The sequence below is a fragment of the Pontibaca methylaminivorans genome (assembly GCF_900156525.1).
Lineage (GTDB): Bacteria > Pseudomonadota > Alphaproteobacteria > Rhodobacterales > Rhodobacteraceae > Pontibaca > Pontibaca methylaminivorans.
On sequence record NZ_FTPS01000001.1, the window covers coordinates 385,509 to 399,396 of the forward strand.

The 13,888-nt window shown below is 65.8% G+C and carries 17 protein-coding genes; 9 read left to right on the plus strand and 8 right to left on the minus strand.

Annotation, left to right across the window (positions count from 1 at the left end):
* Positions 1-356 precede the first annotated feature (356 nt).
* A complete protein-coding gene (locus B0B01_RS01960; RefSeq protein WP_076646803.1) occupies positions 357-1,481 on the plus strand; it encodes an OmpP1/FadL family transporter in 1,125 nt (374 codons plus the stop codon).
* Positions 1,482-1,556: 75 nt separating this feature from the next.
* Positions 1,557-2,438, plus strand: a complete 882-nt coding sequence (locus B0B01_RS01965; protein ID WP_076646805.1) for an ATPase — start codon at positions 1,557-1,559, stop codon at positions 2,436-2,438.
* Between the two features lie 23 nt (positions 2,439-2,461).
* Here the strand turns inward: B0B01_RS01965 and B0B01_RS01970 are convergent, their stop codons facing one another.
* The 5 genes from B0B01_RS01970 to B0B01_RS01990 all read right to left on the minus strand — a co-directional run bounded on the left by B0B01_RS01970 (position 2,462) and on the right by B0B01_RS01990 (position 5,816).
* On the minus strand, positions 2,462-3,094 hold the full coding sequence (locus tag B0B01_RS01970; protein WP_234967684.1) for a TetR/AcrR family transcriptional regulator: 633 nt from the start codon (positions 3,092-3,094) through the stop codon (positions 2,462-2,464).
* A gap of 128 nt (positions 3,095-3,222) precedes the next feature.
* The gene (locus tag B0B01_RS01975) at positions 3,223-4,140 is read right to left on the minus strand and encodes a homoserine O-succinyltransferase (RefSeq protein ID WP_076646807.1); all 918 of its coding nucleotides are present in this window, start codon (positions 4,138-4,140) and stop codon (positions 3,223-3,225) included.
* 124 nt (positions 4,141-4,264) lie between these two features.
* Positions 4,265-4,753, minus strand: a complete 489-nt coding sequence (gene rpsI / locus B0B01_RS01980) for a 30S ribosomal protein S9 (protein WP_076646809.1) — start codon at positions 4,751-4,753, stop codon at positions 4,265-4,267.
* 2 nt (positions 4,754-4,755) lie between these two features.
* Positions 4,756-5,217 (minus strand): 50S ribosomal protein L13, encoded by a 462-nt coding sequence (gene rplM, locus B0B01_RS01985; protein ID WP_076646811.1) that lies wholly within the window; start codon positions 5,215-5,217, stop codon positions 4,756-4,758.
* A 164-nt stretch (positions 5,218-5,381) separates the two neighbouring features.
* On the minus strand, positions 5,382-5,816 hold the full coding sequence (locus B0B01_RS01990) for a PaaI family thioesterase (RefSeq protein ID WP_076646813.1): 435 nt from the start codon (positions 5,814-5,816) through the stop codon (positions 5,382-5,384).
* A gap of 159 nt (positions 5,817-5,975) precedes the next feature.
* On the opposite strand from B0B01_RS01990, the gene trmFO reads away from it, so the two are divergent.
* Together trmFO and gluQRS are read left to right on the plus strand one after the other, a co-directional pair.
* Entirely contained in the window at positions 5,976-7,343 is a 1,368-nt protein-coding gene (gene trmFO / locus B0B01_RS01995) for a methylenetetrahydrofolate--tRNA-(uracil(54)-C(5))-methyltransferase (FADH(2)-oxidizing) TrmFO (RefSeq protein ID WP_076649992.1), read from the plus strand.
* Between the two features lie 4 nt (positions 7,344-7,347).
* Positions 7,348-8,202, plus strand: a complete 855-nt coding sequence (gene gluQRS / locus B0B01_RS02000; protein ID WP_076646815.1) for a tRNA glutamyl-Q(34) synthetase GluQRS — start codon at positions 7,348-7,350, stop codon at positions 8,200-8,202.
* 4 nt (positions 8,203-8,206) lie between these two features.
* On the opposite strand, the gene hisI is transcribed toward gluQRS, so the two are convergent.
* A complete protein-coding gene (gene hisI, locus B0B01_RS02005; RefSeq protein ID WP_076646817.1) occupies positions 8,207-8,566 on the minus strand; it encodes a phosphoribosyl-AMP cyclohydrolase in 360 nt (119 codons plus the stop codon).
* Positions 8,567-8,637: 71 nt separating this feature from the next.
* Here hisI and B0B01_RS02010 point away from each other — a divergent pair, with 71 nt between their 5' ends.
* Positions 8,638-9,099 (plus strand): iron-sulfur cluster assembly scaffold protein, encoded by a 462-nt coding sequence (locus tag B0B01_RS02010; RefSeq protein WP_076646819.1) that lies wholly within the window; start codon positions 8,638-8,640, stop codon positions 9,097-9,099.
* Between the two features lie 201 nt (positions 9,100-9,300).
* Here the strand turns inward: B0B01_RS02010 and B0B01_RS13505 are convergent, their stop codons facing one another.
* Complete coding sequence (locus B0B01_RS13505; RefSeq protein WP_268802037.1) at positions 9,301-9,423, minus strand: hypothetical protein; 123 nt, start codon at positions 9,421-9,423, stop codon at positions 9,301-9,303.
* 200 nt (positions 9,424-9,623) lie between these two features.
* On the opposite strand from B0B01_RS13505, the gene B0B01_RS02015 reads away from it, so the two are divergent.
* From B0B01_RS02015 to grxD, 4 genes are all read left to right on the plus strand, one after another.
* Entirely contained in the window at positions 9,624-10,019 is a 396-nt protein-coding gene (locus tag B0B01_RS02015; protein WP_076646821.1) for a metallopeptidase family protein, read from the plus strand.
* 91 nt (positions 10,020-10,110) lie between these two features.
* The gene (gene purL, locus B0B01_RS02020) at positions 10,111-12,273 is read left to right on the plus strand and encodes a phosphoribosylformylglycinamidine synthase subunit PurL (protein ID WP_076646823.1); all 2,163 of its coding nucleotides are present in this window, start codon (positions 10,111-10,113) and stop codon (positions 12,271-12,273) included.
* An 87-nt stretch (positions 12,274-12,360) separates the two neighbouring features.
* On the plus strand, positions 12,361-12,603 hold the full coding sequence (locus B0B01_RS02025) for a BolA/IbaG family iron-sulfur metabolism protein (protein WP_076646825.1): 243 nt from the start codon (positions 12,361-12,363) through the stop codon (positions 12,601-12,603).
* A 40-nt stretch (positions 12,604-12,643) separates the two neighbouring features.
* Positions 12,644-13,003 (plus strand): Grx4 family monothiol glutaredoxin, encoded by a 360-nt coding sequence (grxD, locus tag B0B01_RS02030; protein WP_076646827.1) that lies wholly within the window; start codon positions 12,644-12,646, stop codon positions 13,001-13,003.
* Between the two features lie 471 nt (positions 13,004-13,474).
* On the opposite strand, the gene B0B01_RS02035 is transcribed toward grxD, so the two are convergent.
* Positions 13,475-13,888, minus strand: coding sequence for a cell division protein ZapA (locus B0B01_RS02035; RefSeq protein ID WP_076646829.1), 414 nt, complete (start codon positions 13,886-13,888; stop codon positions 13,475-13,477).

A 13,888-nucleotide genomic window follows, 5' to 3' on the forward strand; every position in this document is an offset into this window, starting at 1 on the left:
AACCAATGGCCGGCGGGCGGCACGGAGGAGCCGGGACGATCCGGCGCCCCGTGCGAGGACGGATGCGCGCAACTGGCCACGCCCCCCGCCCGGCCGGCAGCGCCAGCGCAAGTCGCCCCGGCCGGAGCGGACGGACAGCAGGGCGCGAACCACCCCGGGGGCCGGAGCCGCGGCACCTGTCGCGTGCCCTGTATCGCAAGGCATTGTTCTGATTAAAGAAACAGAACGGAATGCCTGACGCGGGGCCGCAACCGGCGCCCCGGGCGGCGAAGCGTCAGGCTTCCGCTGCGGCAAGCTGTCGTTGACCGGCGGAAATATGCTGATAACGTCGCAACTCTTATCGGGAGAGGACAGAGATGAAGCATGTGATCCTTGGTTGCGGGGCATTGGCGCTGGCCGCGGGCGCGGCGCAGGCGGAGCGGCTGGACCGGTCCGGCCAGTCGATCCTGCCGATCTTCGAGCCCGGCAATTACGCCGAGGTGTCATTCGGCAGCGTCAACCCGTCGGTTTCGGGCGGAATCGGGCCGCTCGGCTCGGGCAACATGACGCGGCGTTTCTGGCAGGCCTCGGTGGCCTACAAACAGCAGCTGACCGAGGCGTTCAGTCTTGGCTTCATCTACGACCAGCCCTTTGGCGCCCATGTCGATTACCCGACCGGAACCGGCTATCCGCTGGAAGGAACAAGGGCGCGGCTGCGCAGCAACGCCTTTACCCTGCTCGGGAACTACCGTTTCGAAAACGGCTTCGGCATCCATGGCGGGTTGCGCCTGCTTCAGCAGCGGGCGAGCGCAAGGGTCGCGGTCTCGCCATATTATACCTATGACGTGAACGGCACCTCCGACGAGGGGCTCGGCTATGTGGTCGGCGTGTCTTATGAAAAGCCCGAGATCGCCCTGCGCGTGGCCCTGACCTATAATTCCGAAATCAAGACCCGCCTGCCCACGACCGAAACGGTCGAGTCCGTTCTGGGATCGTCCGGCCCCATCCACAGCACCACGCCGATCACCACGCCGCAATCGGTCAACCTCGATTTCCAGACCGGCATTGCACCCGATACGCTTCTGTTCGGCGGCATCCGCTGGGTTGACTGGTCCTCCTACACGATCGACCCGATCAGCTATCCCGACCGTTGCGGCGCCCCGCTCGCCAGCGCCGACTGCGCGCCGCTGATCTGGTACCGCGACAACTCGCTGACCTATACGCTCGGCCTCGGGCGCAAATTCACCGAGGCCTGGTCGGGCTCCATGGCGGTGACATACGAAAAGAACGACAGCGTCACGCCGGCCTCGAACCTCGGGCCGGTCAGCGGCTCCTGGGGGCTGACGCTCGGGGCGCGTTACGAAACCGGGCCCTATATCGTGTCCGGCGGGCTGAACTACACCTGGCTTGGCAACGTGACGACCAATATCGGCGACTTTTCCACCCGTTTCGAGGGCAATCACGCCGTCGGCCTTGGCCTCAAGCTCGCCTACCGGTTCTAGCTCGCCGCCGCCTTTGCCGTTTGACCGCCGCTTGCGCGCTGGCTAGGAAAGCCCGCGAACATGAGGGAGCGGCGGATGCTGTATGAAAGCGCAGGGGCCTGGCGGCAGGCCGCGAACAAGCGGGTGCTGCTGTTCGGCATGTCGGGGCTCGGCAAGACCCATGTGAGCCAGATGCTGCGCGATTCGGGGGACTGGTTCCACTACTCGATAGATTACCGCATCGGCACCCGCTACATGGGCGAATACATCACCGACAACGCCAAGATCGAGGCGATGAAGGTGCCGTTCCTGCGCCAGTTGCTGATGACGGATTCGATCTATATCGGCTCCAACATCAGTTTCCACAATCTGACGCCGGTTGCGGCCTATCTGGGCAAACCCGGCGACCCGGCGCGCGGCGGGCTTCCGATCGGGGAATACCGCCGCCGCCAGGAACAGTTCCGCACCGCCGAAATTCACGCGCTGCTCGACACCGAATATTTCATCGACCGCGCGCAGCGGCTTTATGACTATCCGCATTTCGTCTGTGACACCGGCGGCTCGATCTGCGAATGGGTCGATCCCGCCGATCCTGACGACCCGGTTCTGACGGAACTGTCGCGTCATGCCCTGCTGGTCTGGATCAAGGGCGATGCGGCCCATACGCAGGAACTGGTCCGCCGCTTCGACAAGGCGCCCAAGCCGATGTCCTACCAGCCCCAATTCCTGTCGCAGGTCTGGGAAGCCTACCTTGAGGAAAGCGGCTGCACGGAAACCGGCGTCGATCCCGACCAGTTCATCCGCTGGACCTATGCGAAGGCGCTGGCCCATCGCCAGCCGCGCTATGAGGCGATGGCACGGAACTGGGGCGTGACGGTGACGGCGGATGCGGTCTCGGCCCTGCGCGACGCGGCGGATTTCGAGGCGCTGGTGGCCGATGCGATCAGCGCCCGCGGGCAAACGCCGCCGGAGGGCTGACCGCCCTGCCCGGTTCCCGGACGCTAATCCTGCGGGATGACGCCGAGCCCGCGCAGATAGGTGCCAACCCCGCTTTTCAGGACTTCCTCGGGGGTGAGCGAGGGGTGATCCTTCAGATCGCCCCGCACGAACAGCTGCGCCACGCCGTGGCTGAGCGCCCGGATATGGGCGCTGACCAGCTTGATCGGCTGGCGCTTTTCCGGCGGCAGGCGGCGCGACAGATCCGCGGCAGCACGCTCCAGCACCGCATGGGCCGCGCCGGCGGCCTCGGCCAGTTCGGGGGTGCGGTCCTGGGGAATGCCGCTTTCGTACATGGCCACATAATAGCCCGGGTTGTTGAACATGAAGGACAGATACGCCTCGCCCATGGCGGCGAATGCCGCGCGCGGACAGGGTTGCCCGTCGCCATAGGCATCCGCAAGGCATTCGGCGAAGCTGGCGTATCCCTCGCGCGCACATTCGGTCAGGAGATTGTCCCGCCCGGAAAAATGCCGGTAGACCGCCGCCGGAGTCACTCCGGCCTTGCGGGCGGCCTTCGACAGGGTGAACCCCTCCGGCCCCTCGGTCTGGATCAGTTCGAGCGTCACCTGAACCAATGCCTCGCGCAGAGACCCGTGGTGGTAGCCACGTTTCCTTATGGTCGAGGCATGTGTCATGCGCGCCGGAAGCGCGGTTCGGGTCCGGATCCCATACTGCTGCAGAAAGTCATGTGCCTGCCGTTTCCTGTAACTGCATGTTCCCGGATATGTATATGCGCCGGGCGGGGTAACAAGGAGGCCGGCTTTTATTTGCCGATCTGCGTGATGTCGAATGGCGTGGTCTGGTAGATCTCGTTGATCCAGTTGCCATAAAGAAGATGTGCATGACTTCGCCAGCGATTGAGCGGCGGCCGGCCCGGATCGTCGTCGGGGTAGTAGTTGATCGGCACGTTGATCGCAACGCCCGCCGCCACGTCGCGGTCGTATTCGCGCTTGAGCGTATCGCTGTCATATTCGAAGTGGTTGAAGATATAGAGCGCGCGATGCGCCCTGTCCTCGACCAGGCAGGGGCCGACCTCGTCGCTTCCCAGCAGCGTGACGAGGCCCGGCGCGGCGTCGATCTCGGCCTGGCGCATCTCGGTCCAGCGCGACACCGGGATCACGCAGGTGTCGGAAAACCCGCGCAGATAGGGCGAGGCCGGGACCAGGTTGCGATGCGGAAAGCAGCCGAAGGCCTTGTGCGGCAAAAGATGTTTCGTCACGCCGTGAAAATGGTGGATCATCGCCATCCCGCCCCAGCAGACGCCGAAGGTCGAATGGACGTTGGTTTGTGTCCAGGCGAAGATCTCGCGCAGTTCGTCCCAGTATGTCACCTCGTCGAAGGACAGATGTTCGATCGGCGCGCCGGTGATGATCAGCCCGTCGAGATGGCTGTCGCGAAGCGCGCGGAACGGCTGGTAGAAGCTTTCCATGTGATCGGCGGCGACATGGCGCGACTCGTGGTCGCTCATGCGGATCAGAACCAGTTCTATCTGCAGCGGCGTGGCCCCGATCAGACGCGCGAACTGCGTCTCGGTCTCGATCTTCATCGGCATCAGGTTGAGCAGCCCGATGCGCAGCGGGCGGATGTCCTGCCGCCCGGCCTCGTCCTCGGACATGACCATGACCCCCTCGCGGGTCAGGACATCGTAGGCGGGCAGATTTTCCGGGATCTTGATGGGCATGGTGCTGTGCTTCTGGTCGGGATGCAGCGGTGATAGTCGCTTGCCGCATGACTGCCAAGGCCGTGCCAAGGCAAAAGGGCCGCGCAACGGCGCGGCCCCCCGTTTTGTCGTCGCGTCGCGGCAATCAGCGCTTGGAGAACTGGAAGCTCTTGCGCGCCTTGGCCTTGCCGTATTTCTTGCGCTCGACCACGCGGCTGTCGCGGGTCAGGAAGCCGGCGGCCTTGAGCGATGCGCGAAGCGTCGGGTCGTAAAGCTGCAGCGCCTTCGAGATCCCGTGCTTGACCGCACCGGCCTGCCCCGAAAGCCCGCCGCCCTTGACGGTGGCGTTCACGTCGAACTGGTCCTCGACCCCGGCCACCTGGAACGGCTGGCGCAGGATCATCTGCAGCACCGGGCGGGCGAAATACCGGTTCATTTCCTTGCCGTTTACCGTGACCCGGCCCGAACCCGGGCGGATCCAGACGCGGGCGACGGCATCCTTGCGCTTGCCCGTGGCATAGGAGCGGCCCAGATCGTCGCGCTGGGGTTCGCGGTCGGGCCCGGCCTCCTGCAGCACGGCACCCTCGGTCACGGCTGCCTCGAGTCCCTCGAGTGTCTTGATCTCTTCGGCCATTGTCATGCGCTCCGCGTGTTCTTCTTGTTCATCGCCTTCACATCCAGCACCTCGGGCTGCTGCGCCTCGTGGGGATGGTCGGTACCGGCATAGACGCGCAGGTTGGTCATCACCTTCCGGCTGAGACGGTTGCCCGGAAGCATCCGCTTGACCGCCTGCATGACCACGCGTTCGGGATGTGCACCTTCAAGGATCTGCTGCTTGGTGCGCGACTTGATCCCGCCCGGATGGCCGGTGTGCCAGTAGACATGTTCCTCGCGCTTGCGGCCGGTCATCTGCACCTTGTCGGCGTTGATGACGATCACGTTGTCGCCCATGTCCATATGCGGGGTGAAGGTCGGCTTGTGCTTGCCACGCAGGCGCATGGCGACGATCGAGGCAAGACGGCCCAGAACGATGCCCTCGGCGTCGATCAGGATCCATTTCTTGTCGATATCTGCTGGTGTGGCAGAAAAGCTTTTCATGGCAGGAGATTCCTGTTTGAGAGTCGCATCAAGGCGCCGGGGCCGGCGGAATACGCGGCGCCCCGGTCTGATGGCGGGGATTTACGGCCTTACCGCAACACAGTCAAGGCCGCCCGGGCAGAAATTATCCCGCTTTTCCAGCCACCTGCGTATGGGGTGTCAGATTACCCCACATCCGGGCGCGGCGCGGGCGGAATCGAATAGGTCAGCGTCGCACGTGCCACCGGCGCTTCGTTTCCTTCCGAACGGATCAGCACATCGCCGACCGCAAGCGTGCGGCCGAGCTTGAGCAGCTTCGCCCCGGCCAGAAGATCGCGCCCGGCCGCGGGTTTGCGCATGAAGTCGATCGAGCAGTTCGTCGTCACCGCAAGCGCCTGCCGCCCGATCATGGCCAGCACCAGCGCATAGACCGCCACATCGGCCAGCGCGAACATCACCGGCCCCGAGACCGTCCCGCCGGGGCGCAGGTGACGCTCATCGGTCAGCAGCCGCAGCGTGATCTCGCCCGGCGACAGCCGCTCGATGCGGAAATCATCGCGCACCTGCGGAAACACCTCGTCGAGATAGGCGGCAAGTTCGTCGCGCTCCAGAACCAGCATGGTCGGCCTCCCGTGGTCATTCATGGCTGCTAGGCGCCCCTGTCCCGGTGACATGACCCGCGAGGAGCCTGAATGGCAAGCCGGCAGTCACATCCATCCGGATCGCTGCGAGGCCCGGAAAGCATTGCGCCCGGCCCGGCCACGGCCTAGATGCAGGGCATGAGCGAACCGCTTCATATCGTCGGCGCCGGCATGGCCGGATCCGAGGCCGCGTGGCAGGCGGCGGAGCTCGGCGTGAAGGTGGTGCTGCACGAGATGCGCCCCGCTGTTGCGACCTTTGCCCACAAGAGCGGCGATTTCGCCGAGATGGTCTGTTCCAACTCCTTCCGTTCGGATGACGACGAACAGAATGCGGTCGGCCTGCTGCATTGGGAAATGCGCGCGGCGGGCGGGCTGATCATGACAAGCGCCGACGCGCATCGCCTGCCGGCCGGCGGGGCGCTCGCGGTCGATCGCGAACTCTTCGCCCGGACCACCACCGAAACGCTGCGTGCCCACCCCAACATTTCCGTGTCTTATGAGGAAATTGACGCGCTCCCTTCATCCGGTCACTGGATCTTTGCCACCGGGCCGCTCACGTCCCCCGCGCTGGCCGAGGCGATCATGGCCGAGACCGGGGCCGAGGCGCTGGCCTTCTTCGACGCCATCGCCCCGATCGTCCATTTCGACAGCATCGACATGTCGCGCGCCTGGATGCAGTCGCGTTACGACAAGGGCGAGACCGAGGCCGAGCGCACCGCCTATCTGAACTGCCCGCTCGACCGCGCGATCTATGAAGCCTTCATCGACGCGCTGCTCGCGGCGGAGAAGGCCGAATTCCGCGAAGGCGAGACCGCCGGCTATTTCGACGGTTGCCTGCCGATCGAGGTCATGGCCGAACGGGGCCGCGACACGCTGCGTTTCGGCCCGATGAAACCGATCGGCCTGACGAACCCGCATGCGCCGGACAACAAGCCCTATGCGGTGGTGCAGTTGCGCCGCGACAATGCGCTCGGCACACTCTATAATATGGTCGGCTTCCAGACAAAGATGAAATACGGCGCGCAAGCCGATGTTTTCAGGATGATTCCGGGGCTCGAAAACGCCCGTTTCGCGCGGCTCGGCGGGATCCATCGCAACACGTTCCTGAACTCTCCGCGCCTGCTCGACGGGCAGATGCGGCTGCGCTCGCGGCCCGGTATCCGCTTCGCCGGGCAGATCACCGGGGTCGAGGGCTATGTCGAAAGCGCCGCCATGGGGCTGGTTGCGGGCCGGATGGCGGCGGCGGAGATGCTGGGGCGCGAACTTGCGCCGCCGCCGCCCACCACCGCGAGCGGCGCGCTCATCACCCATATCACCGGCGGCGCCGAGGCGCGCAGCTTTCAGCCCATGAACGTGAATTTCGGCCTCTTCCCCCCGGTCCCGGAAATCAGGGGCGGACGGCGCGGCCGACGTGAACGTTATCGCGCCTATACCGACCGCGCCAAGGCCGACTGGCAGGGCTGGCTGCATCACGCGGCACATGAGCCCGCTCCTGTAACCGACTGACATCGTGATATTCACAACCCGATTTGCACCGTCGCCCACCGGCCCCCTGCATCTCGGACATGCCTATTCCGCATTGCTTGCGCATGACATGGCGCGGGCCGCGGGCGGGCGGTTCCTGCTGCGGATCGAGGACACCGACACGGGCCGCACCCGCCCCGAATGGGAGGCGCTCATCTTCGAGGATCTGCGCTGGCTCGGGCTCGCCTGGGAAGAGCCCGTGCTGCGCCAGTCCGAACATCTGCCCCGTTATGGCGCGGCCCTCGCGCGGCTCGCGCGCGCGGGGCTTCTCTATCCCTGTTCCTGCAGCCGCAGCGACATCCGCGCCGCGCTTGCCGCCCCGCAGGAAGGCGTGCCCGCCGGTCCGGCCTATCCCGGCACCTGCCGCGGGCGTTCCATGGCGGACCGGCGGCCCGGCGATGCGCTGCGGCTCGACATGGCGCGGGCGCTCGAACATGTGGCCGGGCATCCGCCGCCCACCTATCGCGAAAGCGGCCCGTTCGGCCCGGGTGTGCACGAAGTCAGCCCGGACGAACTGCTGATATCGGTCGGCGATCCGGTGCTTGCGCGCAAGGAGATCGGCACCCCCGCCTATGTGCTGGCCGCGACGGTCGATGATGCGCATCAGGGCATCAGCCATGTGATTCGCGGCGCCGACCTGATCCCGACCACGGCGCTCCAGCGGCTGCTGCAGACGCTGCTTGGCCTGCCGACGCCGCAATACCACCATCACCGCCTGATCCGCGACGAATCGGGGCGCCGGCTGGCCAAGCGCGACGATGCCCGCGCGATCGCCGCCTGGCGCGCCGACGGGGCGAGTCCGGTCGACATCCGCGAACGGGTCGGGCTCGGGCGCGGCTAGGGCGTCAGGACTCGGGTGTCATCAGTTCGACCTCGGCCCCGCCCCGCAGCGCCGTATAGAAGCAGCTGCGCCGGTTGGTGTGGCAGGCCGGCCCGTGCTGGCGCACCAGCGCCAGCAGGCAGTCGCGGTCGCAGTCGATGCGCAAGTCAACCAGTTCCTGCACATGGCCCGAGGTCTCCCCCTTGGCCCAGAGCGCGCCGCGCGATCGCGACCAGTAGGTGACACGCCCGCTGTCAAGCGTTGCGCGGATCGATTCGCGGTTCATCCAGGCCAGCATCAGCACCTCGCCCGTGGCCTCTTCCTGCGCGATACAGGGAAGCAGGCCGTTGCCGTCGTATTTCAGCGTGTCTGGATCGAATGGCATAATCGGCCCCCTGCCCTTTTTCCCGATGAGGTTCTGCTCTATCTATGGGGCACAGCGGGAAAGGAACAGCCATGGCCGCCAACAGCGATCTGATCAAGCTCTATTCCGGGCGCATTCTGGCGCTTGCGGCCGATATCCCGCATCTCGGAACGCTTGCCTCACCGGATGCGAGGGTCAAGCGCCGCTCGCCCCTGTGCGGGTCGACCGTGAGCGTGGACCTGCGCATCAAGGACGGGCACATCGTCGAGTTCGCGCAGGACGTGAAAGCCTGTGCGCTTGGCCAGGCGGCCGCGGCGGTGGTCGGCGCCAATGTGGTCGGCGCGACCGAGGCCCGGATCCGCAAGGCGCGCGATCAGCTTCTTGCCATGCTGAAGGACAATGGCCCGGTGCCGGACGCGCCTTTCGACGGGCTCGAGGTGCTGCTGCCGGCGCGCGATTACACGAATCGTCATGCGTCGATCATGCTGAGTATCGAGGCCACGCTCGAAGCCTTCGAAAAGGCCGAGGCCGCCGCCGCGCAAAGCTGCGCCTGACGCGCACGGGGCGGACCTTTTGCGCCGGCGATCCGCCGTTTCCGGGCCACGGTACGAAAGAAAAAGCCGCCGCTTGCCAGACGGCAGCGGCGGCAGGTCAAGCGTCGCGACCCATCGCCGGAGCCGGCACCGCTCAGTGGGCCGGCACGGGCGGCAGGAGACAGGCAGGGGCAGACCGCGACACAGGCAGAAACCCGAAAATCAGAATATGGCCGGAAGGTGCAGCGCGACCAGCAGCATGACCATGAGCGAGGCCGCCCCGATCGCATCCGAAACCAGCGTCACGCGCGAACGCCGCAAGGCCCCTTCGATCTGCTTTCTCATGCTGCGTTCCCTTCCCGTCCGTATCCGTTAAGCATTTGTTGATGGTTTGTTCTCATATTTTTCCCGGGCTGTAAAGAACATTTTAAGAACACTTTCGTCCTGTCCGCCGGTTTCACTGCGACGATGCGGTTTTCCATGGCTTTCGACCCGGCATCGGAGCAGAGTCGGCGCGGCGGCGCGGTTCCGAAAACAGGCAGGCAATGAACGAACGGGAACAGAACACGGACGACATCCACACGCTGGCGCAGGCCGCGCTCGACGCCCTGCCCGCCCCGTTCCGCGATGCCGCGCAGCAGGTCGCCCTGCGCACCACCGACTGGCCGGGAGAGGACATGCTCGCCGAGTTCGGAATCAGCGATCCGCTTGAACTCACCGGCCTGTACGAGGGGATCCCCCTGACCGAGAAATCGGTTTTCGATCAGCCCTCGGCGCCGGACACGATCTGGCTGTTCCGCCAGCCGATCCTTGCCGAATGGCGCGAGCGCGGCGATGTGACGCTCGGCGCCTTGGTCGCGCATGTGCTGGTGCACGAACTTGCCCATCATTTCGGCTGGAGCGACGCCGACATCGCACATATCGACCGCTGGTGGGAATGAATTTGGCCGCGTTTGGCCGCGCTGGGCCTTTCGCCCGGGCGATCCTTGCAGTAAAGGGTGCACGCAACCTGACTGCTGGGGAAATCATCAGATGCAAGAGCCTGACATCACGCCCGACCTGATCGAGAGCCACGGGCTCACGCCGCAGGAATATGACGACATCCTGCGCATTCTGGACCGCACCCCCACATTTACCGAGCTCGGCATCTTCTCGGCCATGTGGAACGAGCACTGCAGCTACAAATCCTCGAAGAAATGGCTGCGCACCCTGCCCACCACCGGCCCGCAGGTGATCTGCGGCCCCGGCGAGAACGCGGGCATCGTCGATATCGGCGACGGACAGGCCGTCGTGTTCAAGATGGAAAGCCACAACCACCCGAGCTATCTCGACCCCTATCACGGCGCGGCGACCGGCATCGGCGGCATCCTGCGCGATGTGTTCACCATGGGCGCGCGGCCCTTCGCGGCGATGAACGCGCTGTCCTTCGGCACGGTCACGCATCCGAAAACCGCCGAACTGGTCCGCGAGGCGGTGGCCGGCATGCGCGACTATGCCGGCACCGTGGGCGTTCCGACTGTCGGGGGCGAACTGCGCTTTCATGCGGCCTATGACGGCAACTGCCTTGTGAACGCCTTTGCCGCCGGGCTCGTCGATACCGACAGCATCTTCTATTCCGCCGCCTCGGGCGTCGGCATGCCGGTGGTCTATCTCGGTGCGCAAACCGGGCGCGACGGGGTCGGCGGCGCCACCATGGCGAGCGCCGAATTCGACGAGGCGACCGAGGCCGCGCCGCCCTCCGTCCAGCAGGGCGATCCCGATACCGAACGGCGCCTGATGGAGGCGACGCTGGAACTGATGGCCACCGGCGCGGTGATCGCGATCCAGGACATGGGGGCCGCCGGCCTCACCTGTTCGGCGGTCGAGATGGGCGACAAGGGCGGGCTCGGCATGAAGCTCATGCTCGACAAGGTGCCGCAGCGCGACGCCGACCTCAACGCCTACGAGATGATGCTGTCCGAAACGCAGGAGCGCATGCTGATGGTGCTGCGCCCCGAAAAGGAGGCCGAGGCGCGGGCGATCTTCGAGAAATGGGATCTGCATCACGCCGTGATCGGCGAAACCACCGCCGATGACCGTTTCGTCGTGCTGCACAACAACGAAACCAAGGCCGACCTGCCGCTTTCGACCCTTGCCGGTTCGGCCCCCGAATACGACCGCGAATGGGAGGCCCCGGCCTTTCCCGAGCCGCTGGAGGAAACCTTCGACATCGACCCGATCGAGGGGCTGCGGGCGCTGATCGGTTCGCCGAACTACTGTTCGAGACAATGGGTCATCGGTCAGCTTGAAAACGAGACCGCCGCGAACCTGCTGCTGCGCGGGCCGGGCCACGGCGCCGGCATCGCCCGGGTTCCGGGCGGCGACAAGCTGCTTGCCTTCACCAGCGACGTGACGCCGCGCTATGTCACGGCGGATCCGCTCGAGGGCGGCAAGCAGGCGGTGGCCGAGGCGTGGCGCAACCTCACCGCGACCGGTGCCGTGCCGCTTGCCTGCACCGACAACCTGAATTTCGGCAACCCCGAACGCCCCGAGATCATGGGCCAGCTGGTCAGCGCGATCCGCGGCATCGGCGCGGCCTGCCTCGCACTCGACATGCCGGTCGTGTCGGGGAACGTCTCGCTTTACAACGAGACCGACGGCCGGGCGATCCTGCCGACGCCCTCCATCGGCGCGGTCGGGTTGCTTGCGGACGAGAGCGAGGTCATCGGCTATGATGTCGGCGAGGGGCATCAGCTGATCGTGATCGGCGAGACCGAGGGTCATCTCGGGCAATCCGCCCTGCTGGCCGAGATGTTCGGCCGTGAAGAGGGCACGCCGCCCCCGGTCGACCTGGCCGCCGAGCGCCGCAACGGGGATTTCATCCGCGAGAACCGCGCCCTGATCCGCGCCTGCACCGATCTTGCCGATGGCGGGCTCGCGCTCGCGGCCTTCGAACTGGCCGAACCCGAGGGGCTTGGAGTCACGCTCGACCCGGTGCCGACCGCCCTGCTGTTCGGCGAGGATCAGGCGCGCTATCTCGTATCCTGCGATTTCGACCAGGCCGAGATGCTGATGATCGCCGCCGGAAAGGCCGAAGTGCCGATCGCCTGCGTGGGCCGGCTTGGCGGCAAGAGCTTCCGCGTCGGCAAGTCCGAGGCCCCGATGGCCGAGCTTTCCGCGCTTTACCGCGGCGCGCTCGAGGGCGCGATCGCCTGACCCGGGGCATCCCCGCGACCCCGTGCCGCCGGCCTTGCAGGCCGCAGCGGCACGGCTTACATCCTTTCCGACTGTGAGGAGTGCATCATGGCCATGGAAGCCCAGGAGATCGAAGACCTGATCCGCGCCACCTTTCCCGACGCCACCATCAGGATCACCGATCTTGCCGGCGACGGAAACCACTTTGCCGCCGAAGTCATCGACGAAAGCTTCCGCGGACAGAACCGGGTGCAGCAGCAACGCGCGGTCTATGCCGCGCTCAAGGGCAAGATGGACGGTTCCCAGGGCGAATTGCACGCGCTGGCGCTGACCACCAAGGCCCCGGACTGACCCATTTCGGCAAAGACACGCAAGAGACGAGGATATTCTCATGACTGCAAAGACCCGGATCGAAGACACCGTAAAGGCCAATGACGTCGTGCTTTACATGAAGGGCACCAAGGACATGCCGCAATGCGGATTTTCCTCGCGCGTGGCCGGGGTGCTGAATTACATGGGCGTCGATTATGCCGATGTGAACGTCCTTGCGGACGAAGAGATCCGCCAAGGCATCAAGGATTACTCCAACTGGCCGACCATCCCGCAGCTTTACGTCAAGGGCGAATTCATCGGCGGCTGCGACATCATCACCGAGATGACCCTTTCGGGCGAACTTGATACGCTGTTCGACGAAAAGCAGGTGACCTACAACAAGGAAGCCGCCGACAAGATCCGCGAAGCCAACAGCTGAGACGGTGAAGCCGGCCCCCTTTCCGGCGATGGCGTTGACTTTCTGCGGGCGGGGCTCGGTGCTTTGCTGCGCGCGGGCCTGATGGTCGAGCCTGCCCCCTGCCGGCGGCCTGATGGGCCCGGTGCTCTGCTGTCGGCGGCTTGATCGCAAGACACCGCAGTGCGCGGGCGCAGCCGGATACCACGCGCAGGCGGGCGGCTGGATGGCAGGTATATCCGAAAGGGCGATATCTGGAACGCCCTTGGGGCGCGCATCTGGAACGGCCCCCTCTTGAGTGAGAGGCGGGCCGTTGGCGGGCATCCGAAGGCCGAATCCGAAAACAGCCCCTCCCGCGTTTAGCGGGGCAGCCCGCCGGAGCGCCCGGATGCCCTGCAACATACTCTGCAACCGGGCGGCATTCCCGTCCGGTCCTGCATGGCGTTACCCGCACCATCCTGTCGAAACGGCGCTGATGGGCACCGACATGCCCGGTTACGGGCCGTCCGGTTGCTTGCCGCGGATGCCGTCCAGCGCATCGCCCGCGGATTCTTCCATCGCATCGGCCAGCGCCTCGATCCGCGCGGCAAGCTCTGCGAGCGTATCGACCACCGCGCCCGGCACCACCGGCACCTCGACCCGTTCCGGGACCGGCGCCGGGCGCGCCTGCAGCCTGGCAAGTTCGGTTTCCGCCGCGCGGGCCCGTTCCTCGAGCGCGACGGTCTTGTCGGCCAGCAGGAGCCCGGCCATCAGCAGCATCCGCGCCTCGGGCATCCGCCCGATCTCCTGCGAGACCACCTGCGCCTCGTTGTCGAGCAGCCGCGCGGCGGCCTCGAGATAGGGTTCTTCCCCGGCCTGGCAGGAGACCTCGAAATCGCGGCCGCCGATCTGGATGATGAGTTCGGGCAT